Source organism: uncultured Flavobacterium sp., from assembly GCF_963974175.1.
GTDB lineage: Bacteria > Bacteroidota > Bacteroidia > Flavobacteriales > Flavobacteriaceae > Flavobacterium.
Genome location: NZ_CAXBBR010000015.1, coordinates 1 through 17,447, shown reverse-complemented (window position 1 = coordinate 17,447; position 17,447 = coordinate 1). Strand labels below are relative to the sequence as shown.

The following is a 17,447-nucleotide window of genomic DNA, read 5'->3' as shown; positions in this document are numbered from 1 at the left end:
ACACTAGAGGCTGTTTCTAATTAGATTTAAAACGGCCTCTTATTTTTACTTTAGCCCTTTATAAAAAGTATTGGGGTCAAAAACTAATTAAAAAATACGATGTCCGATATAAATAAAGAAACTGCTACTGTTCGTTGGGGAATATTAGGTTGTGGTAACGTCACCGAGAAAAAAAGCGGACCCGCTTATCAAAAAACAGCCGGATTTGAGATCGCCGCAGTGATGAGAAGAGACCAAGACAAAGCACAAGATTACGCTAAAAGACACGGAATAGAAAAATATTATACTGACGCAGATGCATTGATCAACGATGCTGAAATTGATGCCATTTATATTGCTACTCCGCCTGACACCCATAAATTATACGGACTAAAAGTAGCCGAAGCAGGTAAAATATGTTGTATCGAAAAACCATTAACTCCAAGCTACGAAGACAGCAATGCCATATATGAAGCTTTTAGAGATAAAGACCTTCCGCTTTTTGTTGCTTATTACAGAAGAACTTTACCCCGCTTTGTACAAATAAAAGATTGGCTAGACACAAACAGCATTGGCGAAGTCAGACATATCACTTGGCACCTGAGCAAACCCGCATCTGAACAAGATCTATCAGCAGATTATAACTGGCGTACCGATTCAAAAGTGGCTACTGCCGGTTATTTTGATGACTTAGCGAGTCATGGCTTGGATTTGTTCACGTATCTATTAGGAGACATTAAAGAAGCTTCAGGAATTAGCCTTAACCAACAAGGATTGTATTCAGCCAAAGATGCTACTACGGCTTGCTGGCTTCATGAAAAGGGAATAACTGGATCAGGAAGCTGGAACTTTGGGTGTTTCACTAGAGAAGATAAGGTGACCATCTATGGAAGTACAGGTAAAATTGAATTTTCTATTTTTGACGAACATCCCATAACACTTTCAAATAAAGATGGAAAATCAGAGCTCTTTATCGAGCATCCAGAAAACGTACAATTTCATCATGTACAAGCAATTAAAGAACAACTATTAGGAAATACTCCACACCCTTCAAATGGTAAAACAGCCTCACACACCAGCTGGGTGATGGATCAAATTACAGCTAAGGTGTAACAAAAAAAAGCAGCTCAAGTAATTGAGCTGCTTTTTATCTAAAAAATAATTTATCTATTCTTTCGCTGAAACCGTTTTTACCAAAATGTTACTCCCATAAGACACCTCAAAAGTAAACTTGTCATTTGGAAACATTTTAATATCAAAAAACTTCCCAACATACTCTTCGCTAGTTGTTTCATTGAACAATTCAACTTCGTCTTCATTGTAAATTTTAATCGTAACAGGTTTTTTCTCATTATTAAAAACACTCAACGAAACCAATCCATTATCGTTTATAAATACAGGTTTGTAAACTACAGATACTGCAGCTTCCTCTAAAGTAGCTGTTTCTCCAACGACAGCAATTTTATATCTCGCTATTTTCAACTCAGATTCTGCTTCTAGAAAATAAGTGCCATCTGGCAAACTGTTCAAATCATATGTTCTGTTAATACTTCCTTTTAACTTAACCTTTTCTGAGTGAATCAACACTTTGTTCACATCATAAATAGACAATTCAATATTATCCATCTTGTCTAAAGCAAAAGTCACCATCTTTCCTTGCCCTTTTTTCACATTTAGCGAAAAATCCACCTCTGCGGCTTGTACATTCATAGCTGTTAACACTAAGACCAATACTAAACCAAATTTTAAAATCTTTTTCATAATTAAAGTTTTTAGATTTATAATCCTTTTAACTATTACAAATCTACACCATCCATTTCATTGAATATAATGCAGATTTTTCATGATTATACGGTATTTTACCTTTTACGAAATCGATAAAGGTTAAAAAAGATGACAAATTCGCAACGATTGACTAAATTTGCACAAAACATAAACAACATAGAATATGAGACCTATAGTACCCAACTTAGAAATCATAGTTCCTTCTTTTGGAAGCTCATTCTCTATATCCAATCATGAAGAAAAGGCTAACATACATACCAACCACTGGCATTATCACCCAGAAATAGAATTAGTTTATATTAACGGTGGTTCTGGAAAACGACAAGTAGGTAGCCATGTTTCTTATTACAACGATGGCGACCTAATACTTATAGGAAGTAATTTACCTCATTGCGGCTTTACCGATGAAGAGACCGGAAACAAAAATGAAACCATTATACAAATGAAACCAGACTTTTTGGGAAGTGCTTTTTTTGAAATTTCCGAAATGACAAATATTAAAAACTTGTTCAATCAAGCCAAACAAGGTATTTCGTTTACTGGAAAAACAAAAAAATTAATAGGAGAAAGAATTGAAGTATTAAATGAACAAACCCAACTACAGCGACTACTAAGCATATTATCCATATTAAACGAATTAGAACTATCGAAAGACAGCGTGATTTTGAATGCAGAAGGATTTTTGATGGAAATGCAAATGCAAGATAATGACCGAATGAATGTAGTCTATAATTATGTCAAGGATCATTTTCAGGAAAACATTAGCTTAGAAGTAATTTCAGCGTTAGTAGCCATGACCGTCCCTTCTTTTTGTAGGTATTTTAAAAAGATAACCAATAAAACATTTACAAAATTCGTCAATGACTATAGATTAGTTCATGCTTCAAAACTATTAGCAGAGAAACCAATCAGCATTTCTGAAATCTCTTATGAAAGTGGATTTAACAACTTTGGTCATTTTAACAAATCGTTTAAAGAGTTCACCGGAAAAAGTCCTTACCAATACCGCCAAGAGTTAAAATCATTTTTGGAATAAAAAAACCCCTGTTTATCAACCACATAGCAATACCTTAAAGTATGTATTTTTAAGAAAGGCTAAGCATTCATTATAGTATAAAACTAAAAAAACCGCTTCTTTCGAAGCGGTTTTTATGTACCCGGAGCCGGAGTCGAACCGGCACGGTTTCCCACAGGTGTTTGAGACCAGCGCGTCTACCAATTCCGCCATCCGGGCTTAGCAGACATGAAATAACAATAGTTATTTCAACGCAATAAAAGAGGAGATTGTAATAAAATCAACCATCGATTCCTTTAACACGGTGCAAATGTAAAAAATAATATTAAAAATTCTACTAAAAATACTTAAAATTTTTCTTTCAGAGTTGAATAAATTTCATAAATTTGCACCTCCGTAAAACGGGACACACTAACTAACTACAAAACAACAAATTAAATGTCACACCAAGAACCAGAAGCTAAAATTTTTGCTTGTTCACAAAGTGTCTATCTAGCTGAAAAGATTTCCGCAGAATACGGAATTCCATTAGGTAAAGTTACCATGTCAAAATACAGCGACGGGGAGTTTCAGCCTTCTTACGAAGAGTCTATCAGAGGGTTACGTGTATTTATTGTTTGTTCTACCTTTCCAAATTCAGACAATCTGATGGAATTGCTACTTATGATTGATGCTGCAAAACGTGCTTCAGCAAGACATATTACAGCTGTAATACCTTACTTCGGTTGGGCAAGACAAGATAGAAAAGACAAGCCTAGAGTTCCGATAGGAGCAAAACTAACAGCAAAATTATTAGAAACTGCTGGAGCAACTAGAGTAATGACAATGGATTTGCATGCAGATCAAATTCAAGGGTTCTTTGAAAAGCCAGTTGATCACCTTTTTGCCTCAACTATCTTTTTACCATATGTAAAAAGCTTAGGACTTGACAACTTGACGATTGCTTCCCCAGATATGGGAGGTTCAAAAAGAGCGTACGCTTATTCTAAATTTTTAGAATCAGATGTAGTTATTTGTTACAAACAAAGAAAAGCTGCAAACGTTATTGGAACCATGGAATTGATTGGTGAAGTTAGAGGTAAAAATGTAATCTTAGTAGATGACATGATTGATACCGGAGGAACTTTGGCGAAAGCCGCTGATTTAATGATGGAAAAAGGGGCATTGAGCGTAAGAGCAATTTGTACTCACGCTATCTTATCAGGAGATGCCTACGAAAAAATAGAGAAATCTCAACTATTAGAATTGATAGTTACCGATTCTATTCCGTTAAAGAAAGAATCAAAAAAAATAAGAGTGTTGAGTTGTGCCCCACTTTTTGCCGAAGTTATGCACATGGTACATCATAATAATTCCATCAGCGGAAAGTTTATCATGTAACTACAAACAAGTAGAATATTTAATAACTATATAATTTTTACAATGAAATCGATTACAATTAAAGGATCAGAAAGAGAAAGCGTGGGAAAAGTTGCGACTAAAGCCTTACGTAATGCTGGAGCGGTTCCTTGCGTGTTATACGGAGGAGATCAACCAGTACATTTTTCAGCAGAAGAAAAAGCATTCAAAAGCTTGGTTTACACTCCAAACGCTCACACAGTTGTGATTGAATTGGAAAATGGAAAATCATTCAATGCAATTCTACAAGACATTCAGGTTCACCCTGTGTCTGACAAAATTTTACATATTGACTTCTTTCAATTATTTGATGACAAAGAAATCACTATGGAAGTTCCTGTGAAAGTTGTAGGTACATCTAAAGGTGTTCTTGCAGGTGGTGTTTTACGTTTGAACACTCGTAAACTTAAAGTAAAAGCTTTACCAAAAAATCTTCCTGATTTTATTGAAGCTGACATTACTCCACTTATGATGGGGAACAAATTGTACGTTACGAAACTTGTTTCTGACAAATACAAATTAGTTCACCAAGACAACACTGTTGTTGCTCAAGTAAGAATTTCTCGTGCAGCGATGAAAGCAGCTCAAGAAGCAGCAAAAGCAGCAAAAGGAGCTCCTGCAAAAGGAAAGAAAAAATAATATTTTTTCACTCATATTTAAAAGCATCAGTTGTAAAACTGGTGCTTTTTTTATTTAATCTGAACTCATTTCCCATTACCAACTTCATCTCTCCTACCCTTTTTCAGAATTAGGAGAACAAGCAACTACTTTCCACATTAGTTGTCCCGCTATTTGCTTCAATCTTTTTGTCCGCCAAAAAGGCAAACAAAAAGGATTTTCACTACTATCGGGTCTATTTTACAACGTTTTTCCATCCTTAGAAAACTCCTTCAGCCTACTCCACTAAATTATCTAATTATCTAATTGACAAATTATCTAATTAAGTTTACTTTTGCATCATGCTTAAATGGATATCAGATATATTTTCATCAAAACAAAAAGAAGACCAGACCGATTGTATGAAACCGGAGGTTCACGAACACCAAAAAAACAATATAGAAAGCGTGAGTAATAAATTTTTAATAGTAGGACTAGGAAACATAGGCGCTGAATATGTCAATACACGCCACAACATTGGATTCAAAATATTGGATCATTTTGCCAAAAAAGAACAACTTTCCTTTCAAACCGTGAAACTTGGAGCACTTGCAGAGTACAAATTTAAAGGAAGAACCTTTTTTCTTTTAAAGCCAAACACCTACATGAACTTAAGCGGAAAAGCGGTGCAATACTGGATGGACAAGGAAAACATTCCCCTTGAAAACATCATGGCCATTACTGATGATTTAAATCTGTCTTTTGGAACGATTCGCATCAAGCCAAAAGGAAGTGACGGAGGTCATAACGGCTTAAAAAACATTAATCTAATCCTTAATACCAATCAATATACGAGATTCCGTTTTGGAATTAGTGATGAATTCAAAAAAGGAAAACAAATCGATTACGTCCTTGGAGACTGGGACGACGCTGAGAAAACTGCTCTTCCAGAACGATTAGAAACAGCATATGAAATTATCAAATCATTTGGAACCGCAGGTCTAGAAAATACAATGACCACATTTAATGGAAAATAAAAAAAAGGGAAACATGATTACACGTTTCCCTTTTTTTTATTTTCGATCCTATATAAACCTATTCGATCACTAGTTTCTTAACTTCTTTTCGATCACCGTCAATAACAGTTAACAAATAAATCCCTCTTTGCAATTGCTGCAACTGAATGTTTTTATTGAAGTCACTATTACTCTCATAGTTTTTATCAAACAACTTCCTTCCTAACAAGTCGTGAACCAAAACTTTTACTCCAGTTTCAGATTGACTCGTAAATTGAATAGTAAAATTTCCCTTATTCGGATTTGGATACAAGACAAAGTCATCAATTTTAAAATCTTCTGCTGACAATGTGTATGACTTTGTACAAATAGTAATAGAAGCAGAGTTCAATGTCCCCTTATCCCCCGTATAAGCGTCCCGAATTCTAAACGTCCAATTCCCCGATGGATTTTCCCCGTTAAAAGCTGCTAATGGCTGAAAAGGAGCAACATTTTGCAAAGTGGTTGTACCACAAACAATATCTCCCCCCAAATCATCGTATTTCAGTAACAACGTACTATTTGTACTTGCACAGCTTCTATCAAACAACTTTACCGTTGTACCTTGCGGACTAACGATTTCCATCTCTACATCTGACAAATAAGTATGGGTAAAACCTACGTTAAAATCTACATCAGCCACAGAAGCACTCGTAGAAGGAACATTTATAACTCTTGTTGTATAAGCTGCTTGCTCCGGAATAGTAAAGGGAGCTGTAAATGCATACGTATTACAGCCAGATACAACGGAATATCCTATCGCAAAAGCGGTACTGTTTACTGCATAATAAATATTAGCTACCGGCTCTATTAAAATCCTGCAGTTCTTTGCAACAATATTTGGAACGGTAATTACTTCAGAACCGTCATTTAGCGTAACTGAAGCCAGTGTGGTAAGAAATGTCAAACCTCCATCAACAGAAAGCTTTATGTTAACGCTAGATGAACCTACTAACGCATTGGAACCATTTACACTCCAAGTTATCGTTTGTGAAGTCCCTTGAATCCAGCTTAAATTATCAGTGTTTTGGGATGTAACAGCAAATGGACCTACTATTCCACTCACATTTACAATCATTTCGTCTGAATTTGTTTGAGCAGTACCTTGTGCTGCATTATCCCTTCCAGTCAGCACAAAATGAAGCGTTCTGGCCACAGTTGAAACAGACTCCCATTTACTGGTCAATTTATTCGACAACACGTTACTATACAATGGCATGTACCTTATAGGACTAACTCCTGGATACAAAGATCGAAACAACGGGCCGTCAGGTTTTGTAGAAACGGCTATACTATTACTACCACTAGTCGTTATTGCACTATCATTTTGCTCCCAGGTATAGCTGATAGTATCCCCTTCTGGATCTGATCCCGTTCCTTTTAAAATAAATGCCGTCCCATTAGGAATAACATAATCTATACCCGCATTTATCGCTGGAGGATTATTACTAATAGTTGTACTTACAGGACACGTTTTTGTCGCAAGATTAGTTTGAATTTGTAAAATACTGGCATATGCAAAATAATCATCAGAGGCGGCTTGAACATCATAATCAGACGTAATACCAGCATACCCCATGATTGTTGAACCACTTCCGGGCTCCACATTTACACCCGTACCTTCTAATTCATAAGAAAATGTGTGATTTGCACCTAATTGATGTCCGATTTCGTGTACAACAAAATCAATATCAAAAGCATCTCCTTGCGGGATGCCATCTCCAGGAGAGGTATATGCACTTCCCTTCCCTATAGGATTCGCCGTTGTGGGGTTTACACATACGCAACCGATACATCCTGCATTTCCACCGCCACCTGTAGCACCAAACAAATGCCCAATATCATAACCCCCATTTGTAATAACAGTAGTTAAATTATCCTGCAACTCCTGACTCCAAGCGCCACCCGCTCCAGCTGTAGCATCTGAATAAGGGTCCGTAACGGCATTAGTATATATTATCAGGTCATTATTCGTGATAAGAATCAATTTAACCGCCAAATCTTTATTAAATATACCATTTACTCTTGTCAGAGTAGCGTTCATCGCAGCAAGAGCTTTGGCTTTAGTCCCTCCATGATAGGCTGCATATTCCCCAGTACAGGACAACGCCAATCGTAATGTTTTAAAACTTTTGTTATTAGCAGTTGTCTTAGCCGTTTTACTTAATAACTGCTTGTTTAAAGCAACATCATCCGTTTTGCAAACAAATGGTAAACTTCCTCTGTTTCTATCCTTAGAAGAAAAAACAACATATAAAGAAGAATCCACCTGATCAGCCTCTATAAACTCTGAACCACTATCAGCCCGCAGAATCATAGTTTGAATACCTTTTGGCGACAAACTAAAATTAATTGAAGCATTGGGATCTGTAATTCCAACACCTGCGTACCCTTTAATATCAGGATATTTAGCTTGAAGTTCTGGCTCGAAATTAGAAGACTCCCAAACCCAAAATTTTTCTAAAACCCCGCTTACATTTGGAATTGTGATTTCGACTCCGCTTCTTTTTGAAGTACTATTTTCAGTTAAAACCAATTCTTTTTTTAATTCATCCGCGTCTAATTGAAACAATAATTGTTTAGCTGAATTAGATTTACCACTATTTTTTGCACCACTTGACACAGTTCTTTGACCTACCTTTTTCCAGGGCGATTCATTTTGAGCGTGGATTGGCAAACACCACACAAAAATTAATAGGATTAGAGCAGTTTTTTTCATGGTTAAATAATATTAATGTTTCAAAAATAAAGTATTTAAATTTAATTTTAGATAATTTCCTTATTTTTAGATTTTTCTTAAAAATCGATTCTTGATACTGTCACATTTAAAATAGATAGTATAAATTTGCATAACCATAAAATAATTCCATTGAAGATTTTTCATTCTATAAAAGATTTCAGCACCACAAAAAAAACGATTCTTACATTAGGTACTTTTGACGGTGTCCATATAGGACATCAAAAAATTCTGGAAAGAGTTATAGACAATACTGCAAACGACAAATACGAAAGTCTTGTTCTTACTTTCTTTCCTCATCCTCGAATGGTTTTACAGGAGCAATCAGAAATCAAGTTACTAAACACGATTGAGGAAAAAATTCATTTATTGGAAATGATAGGGATTCAAAATCTTGTTATACATCCTTTTGATGAAGCTTTCTCTAAATTAACTGCCGAAGATTTCGTACAGACTGTTTTGGTAAATCAATTTGACATCCATAAAATCATCATTGGTCATGATCACAGATTTGGGAGAAATCGAACAGCAAATATTGATGATCTAATTGGCTTTGGAAAAAAATATGGATTTGAAGTTGAACAAATATCTGTGCAAGAAATAAATGACCTTTCTGTAAGCTCTACAAAAATAAGGAAAGCCCTATTAAGCGGAGATATGGCTCTAGCAAACGCATACTTAGGCTATGACTATTTCTTGACTGGAACTGTTTTTAAAGGAAAACAACTGGGACGAACTATTGGATTCCCTACAGCAAACATAAAAATAAAAGAAGATTACAAGCTGATTCCACTTAATGGCGTCTATGTAGTTAAAAGTATCATCAATCAAAAAACTGTTTTTGGAATGATGAACATTGGATTCAACCCTACCGTATCTGGGGAAAAATTATCGATTGAAATCCATTTTTTAGATTTCGATGCCGATTTGTACGATCAAAAATTAACAATCTCAGTCCTTAAACACCTCCGCCCTGAGCAAAAATTTGATTCCATTGATTTACTGACTAAACAATTGGAGAAAGATAAAAATACTGCAATGGCTTACCTGAGTGAACTTGGATAATTAATAAAAAATTTATTAGTACTTTTCATTAAATATAGCAAGATTTTACGTAAATTTGATATGTACTGCCCTGTTTGTCAAAGAAGTAATTTTGAACTTTTTAAAACCAAGGATATGAAACTACCAAAAGAACTATACAACGGAATTATTATTTTTATCGGGATAGGCCTTTATTTCTTATTGATGGAGGTATTAAATCTTTCTAATTTGTATTACCTAAGGTTGCTTAATATTGTTTTCGTCTATTATGGAGCAAACAAAACTTTAAAATCAAATTTCCTGGAAGGGAAAAACCTTTTTTCCCATAATGCTATTTCTGCATTTCTAACCTCAATAATAGGTATTTTTTTAAGCATCGCTGGACTGTTAGCATATATCTATGCAAAAGGAGGTGACAGCTATATTCAAAATTTATCAGAAACCTTTCTATTTGTAGGAACGCCCACTGCAGTGACCTATACTATAACATTGCTAATTGAAGGAATTGTTTCTGCTTTGATTGTAACTTTTTCATTAATGCTCTACTGGAAAGAAAAATATCCAGCTGACTAACGGCAGATATAAATCAACAATGCCATCTCACTTTATGGAGTCTAAAGAAAGGGACCACAAACAAAATTTTAGTATCACTGATCTTTATTTTTAACAGCTGACAACATGAAATTACCAAAAGAATTTTTGAATGGTTGTATTATTTTTGCTGCAACTGGAGTCTTTTTTTTACTAATGAATGCTGTAGGTTTAGGTCATCTGTTCTATTTGCGCCTAATTAATGTGTTTTTTGTCTTTTATGGTGTTAACAGAACTATTAAAATGAATCTAGCTGAAGGCGAAAAAAATTTCGTCCCTAATAGCGTTGCCGCACTACTGACTTCGCTAGTCGGTGTGTTTTTAAGTATTCTAGGACTAATAATTTATAGTTATTTGCAAGGTGGTGATTCTTATGTTCAATCGCTTTCAGAAACATTCCTTTTTGGGGGAAACCCTTCAATTTTTGCTTATTCTATTTCTCTACTCTTTGAAGGAATAGCATCTTCAGTGATTGTTACAATGCTGCTAATGCTATATTGGAACAACCGGCTAACTTCTGACTAACTTTAAATTCTAAAACAATCTACCGCTGCCTATTTAAAGTATATTGCATTACTTCTTTAGAACAATTTGACTACTTTTGAGCCATCAAAAAATCGCATCTATGACCACTACTAAACACAATTGGACAAAAGAAGAAATTATTGCAATATATAATAAACCGATGATGGATTTGCTTTATGAAGCAGCCTCCATCCATAGAGAACATCACGATCCAAACGTGGTTCAGGTGTCCACTTTATTGTCTATCAAAACTGGTGGTTGTCCAGAAGATTGTGGTTACTGCCCTCAAGCAGCAAGGTACCACACTTCAGTTGAAGGGAATGATCTAATGTCAGTAAACCAAGTAAAAGCGCAAGCTTTAAGAGCTAAAGAAAGTGGTTCTTCAAGAGTTTGTATGGGAGCAGCTTGGAGAAATGTAAAAGACGGTCCTGAATTTGATCAAGTCTTGGAAATGGTTCGTACGATCAATAAACTAGAAATGGAAGTTTGTTGTACACTTGGAATGATTACTGAAAACCAAGCCCATCGTTTAGCAGAAGCTGGTTTATATGCTTACAATCACAATTTAGATACCTCAGAAGAATACTATAAAGAAGTCATTTCAACTCGTGGATTTGAAGACCGTTTACAAACAATAGAGAATGTTCGTAAAACGAATGTTACAGTTTGTAGTGGTGGGATAATAGGAATGGGGGAAAGTATTGCAGACAGAGCGGGAATGCTAGTTGCTCTTTCAACTTTGAACCCTCAGCCGGAATCTGTGCCTATTAACGCTTTAGTTCCCGTTGAAGGAACTCCAATGGAAGAAGAAAAACCAGTTGAAATTTGGGAAATGATACGAATGGTAGCTACAACCCGAATTATCATGCCTGAAACTCAAGTGCGTTTATCAGCTGGAAGAATGAATATGAGTCGCGAAGGTCAGGCGATGTGCTTTTTTGCTGGTGCAAATTCTATTTTTGCAGGAGACAAATTATTGACTACTCCAAATCCTGATGTAAATGAAGACATGAAAATGTTTGAAATGCTAGGCTTGAATCCTCAAAAACCATTTACTAAAGTTTCTCAACCAGCAACAGTTGAAGCAGAGGACTCTCAGTTTGCTCCACTTGGTGAAAAACCTAAATGGTCGCGTCCAGGTCACACTATTGAGAAAAACCTTGAAGCATCGTCTAAAGGAAAATAAGCTTTTTCTTTTTATATAAAAAAACCATCTTGATTTTCAAGATGGTTTTTTTTGTAGAAATAATTGAGTGTTTAATTAATCGCCTTTTTAATCACAACCTCTCCGTTTTGAAGCATTACTTTAACCAATAACAAATGTTGACTAGGCTTCATATTTAAAATCATCAATTCTTGTGAGTCTACATTTTTTTTCTGGAAAACCTCTTTTCCAGTTATTTCAAAAATAGTTATTTCATCAATTAATTCAATTGTAGAAGACACTTTCAGTTGTTTATTTTTAATAGACACTAGAACTTGATTGTTTAATGTATTAAAATCTTTTATACCTAATGATTTATTGGTATAACGCAAAACAAAACGATCATTAAAGGTACCTGCAGATGTACTAAAATTATATGGAGTGGCTTTTATATCATGAACCACGTTTAACAACTTATCTTCAAGATAAATTTTTTGGCCCGCAAAAAATAATCCATCAACATGATCTATTGTAATAGTAGCATTTCCTACTGAATTTACAGCATATCCTAAAGGAACTAAATCCGTATCAATAAACGGTAAAGCTCTTCCTTGAATGGAAAGCTTATCACTACCCAACAAGCTATATAAAGCAAAAGGTTGATTAACATCATAAACTCGGCTATCATAACCAGGGTTGAATTCATTTGTAGCATTTGGAATATAGCCGACTAGAGTCTGACTAAAATTTTGAGTATTGTTAGTTAGATTAAGCCATATTCTGCTCGATTCTTCTGACGTCTCTTTTGTTGAAGTCATTTTATAAAAATTAGCATTATTCCCTCCAACTCTCATATTATTAGTAAAAGTAACGTTTCCAGTTGCAAAAGCTTCTATAAAAAACCCTTGACCAGAAGTAATGTATCGACTTGGAGCAGTTAAATTACCAGTCCCAGAAGCTCCACCAGCAGCTATCCCTCCGGATAAATTATATACAGCATAATCTGTTGAAGCATAATTATTAGCCGATATTCTATTGTTGTGTGTCCAAAAATACAATTCTCCTCCAAATGTTTTATTTATAGTACCGTAGCCAATAAAATTAGCATTTATAAATTCAACTGCATCAATGGCCGACGGGTATGGATTCCCAATCAAACGTTCTCCTGTATTAATATCAGGACCTGAAGTTCTAATCGTAACTGGAATATTTATGGTTCCATTATTAGGAACTCCAACAAAATTAAAGGAAGTATTAACCGTAGGACTACTTGGGCTTATTCCTTCGGGTGCACGAATCGCATAACCAATCCCTGCAGAGAAAACTCTAGTAGAAGCACCAATACTTACCCAATAATTATTATAATCAAAAAATTTATCTCCCTGTGTTAGAGGAGAAAAATTCAATAAAGTTTGCGTACCCGTTGTTGGAGATGACCAATAGGTGAAATCATCCAAAACAATTGGTGATGAATTTCTTTTTACAGTAATATTTCCTGAATTCGCAATAGTATTATTTAATTGTATAAGATTACCACTATTTTCAAATACTAATGCTCCTCCTGCAATCGTAAGCTCATTAGTTAAAGAAATTGAATTTCCATTATTGATTACAACGTTACCCGAAGTAACTTTACAGGAACAACCCACTAGATCAGAAGAAGAACTATAGTTCCCCGTAAATTCTATTCTTTTAGCATTTGTAGGTGTACCGTTTGACCACGCAGTTCCATTCCAGATGGTTGATGTAGCTGCTAAAGTTGTGAAATTTTGAGTGGCACTATTTACCGTACAAGTACTATTAGCTCTTACCCTATAGTAATAAGTGGTACCTGCTACTAAACCCGAAAGAGCGTATGCAGCGACATTACCAACATTCAAGCCATTATAACCAGATACAAAACTTGCAAAAGTATTTACCGTTGAAACATCTAATAGATAACCCGTTGCGCCTGCAGCAGCAGACCAATTCGCAGTAGCCCCCGAACAATTTATTGCTGTTCCTACAGCAGAAACTGGCGCGGGTATTTGTGGCGTGAATCTATAAATTTGTCCCTCTGCAGGTTTTGTTAAAATATTTGTAGTGAAAGTCCCAGATTGTGCGGCTGGGCTTGTCCCAGAATTATTTAAAGTTAAATACGTTCCTGCAGCATCGTAAACCCCTATTGTAGCACCAGCAGTGTCATTTCTACCATTTCCATTAGCAATAGGACTTACGCCGTTTTTATAAATATATTCAACAACGTTCGTGCTTTCATACAGCCAAACTTGAAATGAAATTACATCGGAACTAGAGTTATAATTCCATTTTTGTTGACTCCATTCTAATTTAAATATTCTGTTAGGTGAGACACCACTAATTAAATACCTTGGGGTTACTGAGTTTTTTAAATCATCCCATAATGGCATTAATACAGGATTTATAGTATTTGCATTTGCTAATGTATTTGAATAATGAGTGTTAGTAGTTGTTCCAAAAGTCAACCAACCATTGCTACAAACTTTTATTTGAGAATAAGAGGTACCCGCAAAGACAAATGAAAAGGGCAATGTTACTGCACTTGAAAGAACATCATCATCCGTTGAGCCTAATGATGTGTTTGTGCCTCCCGTAAGCGAGGAATAAGTCCCCGCACTGGCTGTAAAACAATAATTACTCGCTGATTGCCCAAAAGAAAAAACGGGTATTAAGATGAGTAGAAAAAGTAAGTTTTTTATCATAATATTTGTTTTTAATCTGGATATTAAATTTTTTAGCCTTTAAAATTATCCTATACAAACATAGTAAAAAATATAAATGCGTTAACCATTTTACTTTTGCTAAACAAGACCTTAAACTTCTCTTAAAATAACGGGGAAATTTAAAGCTTTTTAGTTAATAATAGCATTGCCAAAAAACTTCCACTTCAATCAAATTAGCCATAATTATATCACTTATTTTTAAAAAAAATATTTCTTGAAAATTGACTTATATTTCCAAAATAAGAGCCAATATTACATTCTTTAAAGTAATAGGTTTTTATATTATTTAAAAATCTGAAGTTGCTATTTACTTCCAAGTCATACTGTTTTATTGATTCTCATAGTATAAAAAAACCCATTATGAATATACATAATGAGTTTCAAATAAGTTGTCATTCTAATAATCTAATACACAATTTTTTTATTTACTGTTTTTCCACTCTGCAAAATTACTTTTACAATTAAAGCTTGATCAATAGGCCCTAAATTAAGTATCTTATTTTCATAATTATCAACATTGTGTTTTTTATAAAGTTGCTTTCCTGAAAAATCATAAACGAATACTTTATCTATTAGCTCATCTGAAGATTTTATCAATACTACTTTGTTTTTATTCGAAATTAAGATACCATATTTTATGTCTTCAAATTCATCAGTTGCTAACGTTTTATTAGTATATTTTATAATGAAACGATCATTAAAAACTCCGCTTTCAGTTTTAAATAAATAAGGGGAATTTTTTAAATTATGTGTCGTATTAAGTAATTTATCCTCTAAAAAAACATCTTTATCGACAAATGATCCATCCACCTGACCTATCCCAATTTGAAAGTCACCCACAATAGTGGAACTATATCCTAGTGGAACCTCATCGGCTTGGTCAAACGGCAACGCTCTTCCCTGAATAACTAAATTCTTATCTTGATTAATACTGTAGAAATCCAAAAACTCATTAGAATCAAAGCTTTCTCCGTCAAAAGCGGAATCGTATTCATTTGTAGCTCCAGTTACATACCCTACCAAGGTTTGTTTAAAAGCATCTTGCATGTTATATAAATTTAACCATAATCTATCTTTTTCAACTGTGGTAACTGCTTTCGTATTTGAAGCATTTTTAAAAAATTGAGAATTCACACCTGTTATACTTCCTACTCCAACTCTCATATTATTTTTAAAAACAGCATTACCAGATGCAATACTAGTCCCAAAAAAAGCTTGACCTGAAGCAATTTTTCCTGAAGGAGCATTACTATTTACTGCCCCAGCATTTGAGGAACTTGGCGCTTGAGTAGCAACACCGCCAGTTAAATTATAAGCAGCATAATCATCCGAAGAATAAGCATAGATTCCTGAACCAGGATTAGATACACCAATTCCTATATTTGTATTGTGAGTCCAAAAATAAATAGTCCCTTCTAATACTCCATTATTTGCCGTCAAAAAGGAGTCGGCATCTAAAGCAGATGGATAGGGATTCCCTATCAAATTAGAATTCCCCGCTACTCCAATAGCCGTATTTTTCACTCCATTATTTGGTACCCCAATAAAACTGGCTAAATAAGCACTAGGAGGTGTAGGAGCTGAATAATTTTGAGGCCCTCTTACAATATAACCAGTTCCAATTGCCATTGTATTAGCTGAGTTTTCTTGTCTCCAATTATCTATTCCAGAATCAAAAGAATAAAATTTATCTCCAAGAGTATTAGGCGAAAGATTATATAATGTTTGTGATGCTACTGGAGACGACCAGTAAGTATAATCAAAATTACTAATAAGAGATGTCTCTCTTTTATAGATAATATCTCCTGAATTAGGAGTCGAAGGAGTATCATTAATTTGAACTAAACTTGCTCCACTTTCAAAGGTTAATGTAGCGTTAGATTGTACAATTACCTCATTCGTTATTTTTAACGTAAGCCCCGCTTTAAAAACAACAGTAGTACTTCCTGTAACCTTACAAGAACATCCTTCAATATCCACATTTGGATCTGATGCAGGTGGATAATTTCCTGAAAAAACAATTTTATCACTCAGAGTTGGTGTTCCGTTAGACCAAACAGTTCCGTTCCATGTATTTGTGACAGCTGAATTTATTACTACATTTCCTGTAGCACCAGATATACAACCTGTACTATTTGTTACCGTAAAGTTATATTTTCCTGCTACTAATCCTGTTATTGTTGTTGTACTTCCACTTCCAGTTAGTCCACCAGGATTAATAGTCCAACTACCTGAAGGCAAACCACTCAATTCAACACTTCCCGTTGAAATAACACAATTAGGTTGCGTTTTTGTTCCTGGTGTTGGAGCTGCTAATACATCTTCTACTTTTAAAGTAACTTGATTGCTGTTTTTTGTACCGCAACCGTTCGTTGCATAATATCTAATGTTTTTACCATTATCCGCAAAGACGACCGTATAAGGCACTGTTAAATTTGCAAATGACCCGCTTCCAACTCCTGTCTCCAGTTCCCAGCCCGAAGCTGTAACTAATGATCCATTAGCTGTAACTGTTGGTGCTGTCGGATTCAAAAAACCTCCAGAACATAATGTTGCAGGTGCAGTAATTGCTGCTACTGTGGGTGAGTTATTAACTGTTATAACAACTTGACTACCATTTGTTGTACCGCAACCGTTCGTTGCATAATATCTTATCTTTTTTCCATTATCCACAAAGGCAACTGTATAAGGTACTGTTAAATTTGCAAATGCCCCACTTCCAACCCCTGTCTCTAATTGCCAACCCGAAGCTGTAACTAATGATCCATTAGCTGTAACTGTTGGCGCTGTCGGATTCAATGAGCCCGCAGAACATAACGCAGCAGGCGCTGTAATT

The 17,447-nt window shown here is 35.0% G+C and carries 13 protein-coding genes and 1 tRNA gene; 9 read left to right on the top strand and 5 right to left on the bottom strand.

The genetic code is table 11. The annotated features are described in order from the left end of the window. Positions 1–99 precede the first annotated feature (99 nt). Complete coding sequence (locus AAC069_RS16280) at positions 100–1,092, top strand: Gfo/Idh/MocA family oxidoreductase (RefSeq protein ID WP_339921499.1); 993 nt, start codon at positions 100–102, stop codon at positions 1,090–1,092. Between the two features lie 54 nt (positions 1,093–1,146). Here AAC069_RS16280 and AAC069_RS16275 read toward each other — a convergent pair whose 3' ends face one another. Next, positions 1,147–1,740: a hypothetical protein gene (locus tag AAC069_RS16275; protein WP_339921498.1), complete on the bottom strand. Its 594-nt coding sequence runs from the start codon at positions 1,738–1,740 to the stop codon at positions 1,147–1,149. Between the two features lie 187 nt (positions 1,741–1,927). On the opposite strand from AAC069_RS16275, the gene AAC069_RS16270 reads away from it, so the two are divergent. After that, positions 1,928–2,800 (top strand): AraC family transcriptional regulator, encoded by an 873-nt coding sequence (locus AAC069_RS16270; protein ID WP_339921497.1) that lies wholly within the window; start codon positions 1,928–1,930, stop codon positions 2,798–2,800. A 118-nt stretch (positions 2,801–2,918) separates the two neighbouring features. Here AAC069_RS16270 and AAC069_RS16265 read toward each other — a convergent pair. Continuing rightward, positions 2,919–2,998 (bottom strand) — tRNA-Leu (locus AAC069_RS16265). A gap of 219 nt (positions 2,999–3,217) precedes the next feature. Here AAC069_RS16265 and AAC069_RS16260 point away from each other — a divergent pair. The 3 genes from AAC069_RS16260 (at position 3,218) to pth (ending at position 5,811) form a co-directional block, all read left to right on the top strand. Continuing rightward, entirely contained in the window at positions 3,218–4,159 is a 942-nt protein-coding gene (locus tag AAC069_RS16260) for a ribose-phosphate pyrophosphokinase (RefSeq protein ID WP_339921496.1), read from the top strand. A 42-nt stretch (positions 4,160–4,201) separates the two neighbouring features. Continuing rightward, positions 4,202–4,816 (top strand): 50S ribosomal protein L25/general stress protein Ctc, encoded by a 615-nt coding sequence (locus tag AAC069_RS16255; protein WP_339921495.1) that lies wholly within the window; start codon positions 4,202–4,204, stop codon positions 4,814–4,816. Between the two features lie 320 nt (positions 4,817–5,136). Then, a complete protein-coding gene (gene pth / locus AAC069_RS16250) occupies positions 5,137–5,811 on the top strand; it encodes an aminoacyl-tRNA hydrolase (protein WP_339921494.1) in 675 nt (224 codons plus the stop codon). A gap of 58 nt (positions 5,812–5,869) precedes the next feature. On the opposite strand, the gene AAC069_RS16245 is transcribed toward pth, so the two are convergent. Further along, positions 5,870–8,548, bottom strand: coding sequence for a reprolysin-like metallopeptidase (locus tag AAC069_RS16245; RefSeq protein WP_339921492.1), 2,679 nt, complete (start codon positions 8,546–8,548; stop codon positions 5,870–5,872). 150 nt (positions 8,549–8,698) lie between these two features. Between AAC069_RS16245 and AAC069_RS16240 the strand changes: the two genes are divergently transcribed. The 4 genes from AAC069_RS16240 (at position 8,699) to bioB (ending at position 11,912) form a co-directional block, all read left to right on the top strand. Beyond that, positions 8,699–9,631 carry a bifunctional riboflavin kinase/FAD synthetase gene (locus AAC069_RS16240; RefSeq protein ID WP_339921491.1) on the top strand — a complete coding sequence of 311 codons (933 nt, stop codon included), beginning with the start codon at positions 8,699–8,701 and terminating at the stop codon, positions 9,629–9,631. Between the two features lie 114 nt (positions 9,632–9,745). Continuing rightward, positions 9,746–10,183 carry a hypothetical protein gene (locus AAC069_RS16235; RefSeq protein ID WP_339921490.1) on the top strand — a complete coding sequence of 146 codons (438 nt, stop codon included), beginning with the start codon at positions 9,746–9,748 and terminating at the stop codon, positions 10,181–10,183. A 105-nt stretch (positions 10,184–10,288) separates the two neighbouring features. Next, positions 10,289–10,726, top strand: coding sequence for a hypothetical protein (locus tag AAC069_RS16230; protein ID WP_091085158.1), 438 nt, complete (start codon positions 10,289–10,291; stop codon positions 10,724–10,726). Positions 10,727–10,826: 100 nt separating this feature from the next. Then, positions 10,827–11,912, top strand: a complete 1,086-nt coding sequence (gene bioB / locus AAC069_RS16225; protein WP_339921489.1) for a biotin synthase BioB — start codon at positions 10,827–10,829, stop codon at positions 11,910–11,912. Between the two features lie 71 nt (positions 11,913–11,983). On the opposite strand, the gene AAC069_RS16220 is transcribed toward bioB, so the two are convergent. Together AAC069_RS16220 and AAC069_RS16215 are read right to left on the bottom strand one after the other, a co-directional pair. Continuing rightward, the gene (locus AAC069_RS16220; protein ID WP_339921488.1) at positions 11,984–14,590 is read right to left on the bottom strand and encodes a T9SS sorting signal type C domain-containing protein; all 2,607 of its coding nucleotides are present in this window, start codon (positions 14,588–14,590) and stop codon (positions 11,984–11,986) included. A gap of 426 nt (positions 14,591–15,016) precedes the next feature. Next, the coding region (locus AAC069_RS16215; RefSeq protein WP_339921487.1) for a T9SS sorting signal type C domain-containing protein at positions 15,017–17,447 on the bottom strand (2,431 nt) is incomplete at its 5' end.

Excerpts from the sequence above, each read along its gene's own strand:
- AAC069_RS16270 (WP_339921497.1), top strand. The coding sequence starts at position 1,928 with ATGAGACCTATAGTACCCAACTTAGAAATCATAGTTCCTTCTTTTGGA.
- bioB (WP_339921489.1), top strand. The coding sequence starts at position 10,827 with ATGACCACTACTAAACACAATTGGACAAAAGAAGAAATTATTGCAATA.
- AAC069_RS16235 (WP_339921490.1), top strand. The coding sequence starts at position 9,746 with ATGAAACTACCAAAAGAACTATACAACGGAATTATTATTTTTATCGGG.
- AAC069_RS16275 (WP_339921498.1), bottom strand. The coding sequence starts at position 1,740 with ATGAAAAAGATTTTAAAATTTGGTTTAGTATTGGTCTTAGTGTTAACA.
- AAC069_RS16245 (WP_339921492.1), bottom strand. The coding sequence starts at position 8,548 with ATGAAAAAAACTGCTCTAATCCTATTAATTTTTGTGTGGTGTTTGCCA.
- AAC069_RS16230 (WP_091085158.1), top strand. The coding sequence starts at position 10,289 with ATGAAATTACCAAAAGAATTTTTGAATGGTTGTATTATTTTTGCTGCA.
- AAC069_RS16255 (WP_339921495.1), top strand. The coding sequence starts at position 4,202 with ATGAAATCGATTACAATTAAAGGATCAGAAAGAGAAAGCGTGGGAAAA.
- AAC069_RS16220 (WP_339921488.1), bottom strand. The coding sequence starts at position 14,590 with ATGATAAAAAACTTACTTTTTCTACTCATCTTAATACCCGTTTTTTCT.
- pth (WP_339921494.1), top strand. The coding sequence starts at position 5,137 with ATGCTTAAATGGATATCAGATATATTTTCATCAAAACAAAAAGAAGAC.
- AAC069_RS16260 (WP_339921496.1), top strand. The coding sequence starts at position 3,218 with ATGTCACACCAAGAACCAGAAGCTAAAATTTTTGCTTGTTCACAAAGT.
- AAC069_RS16280 (WP_339921499.1), top strand. The coding sequence starts at position 100 with ATGTCCGATATAAATAAAGAAACTGCTACTGTTCGTTGGGGAATATTA.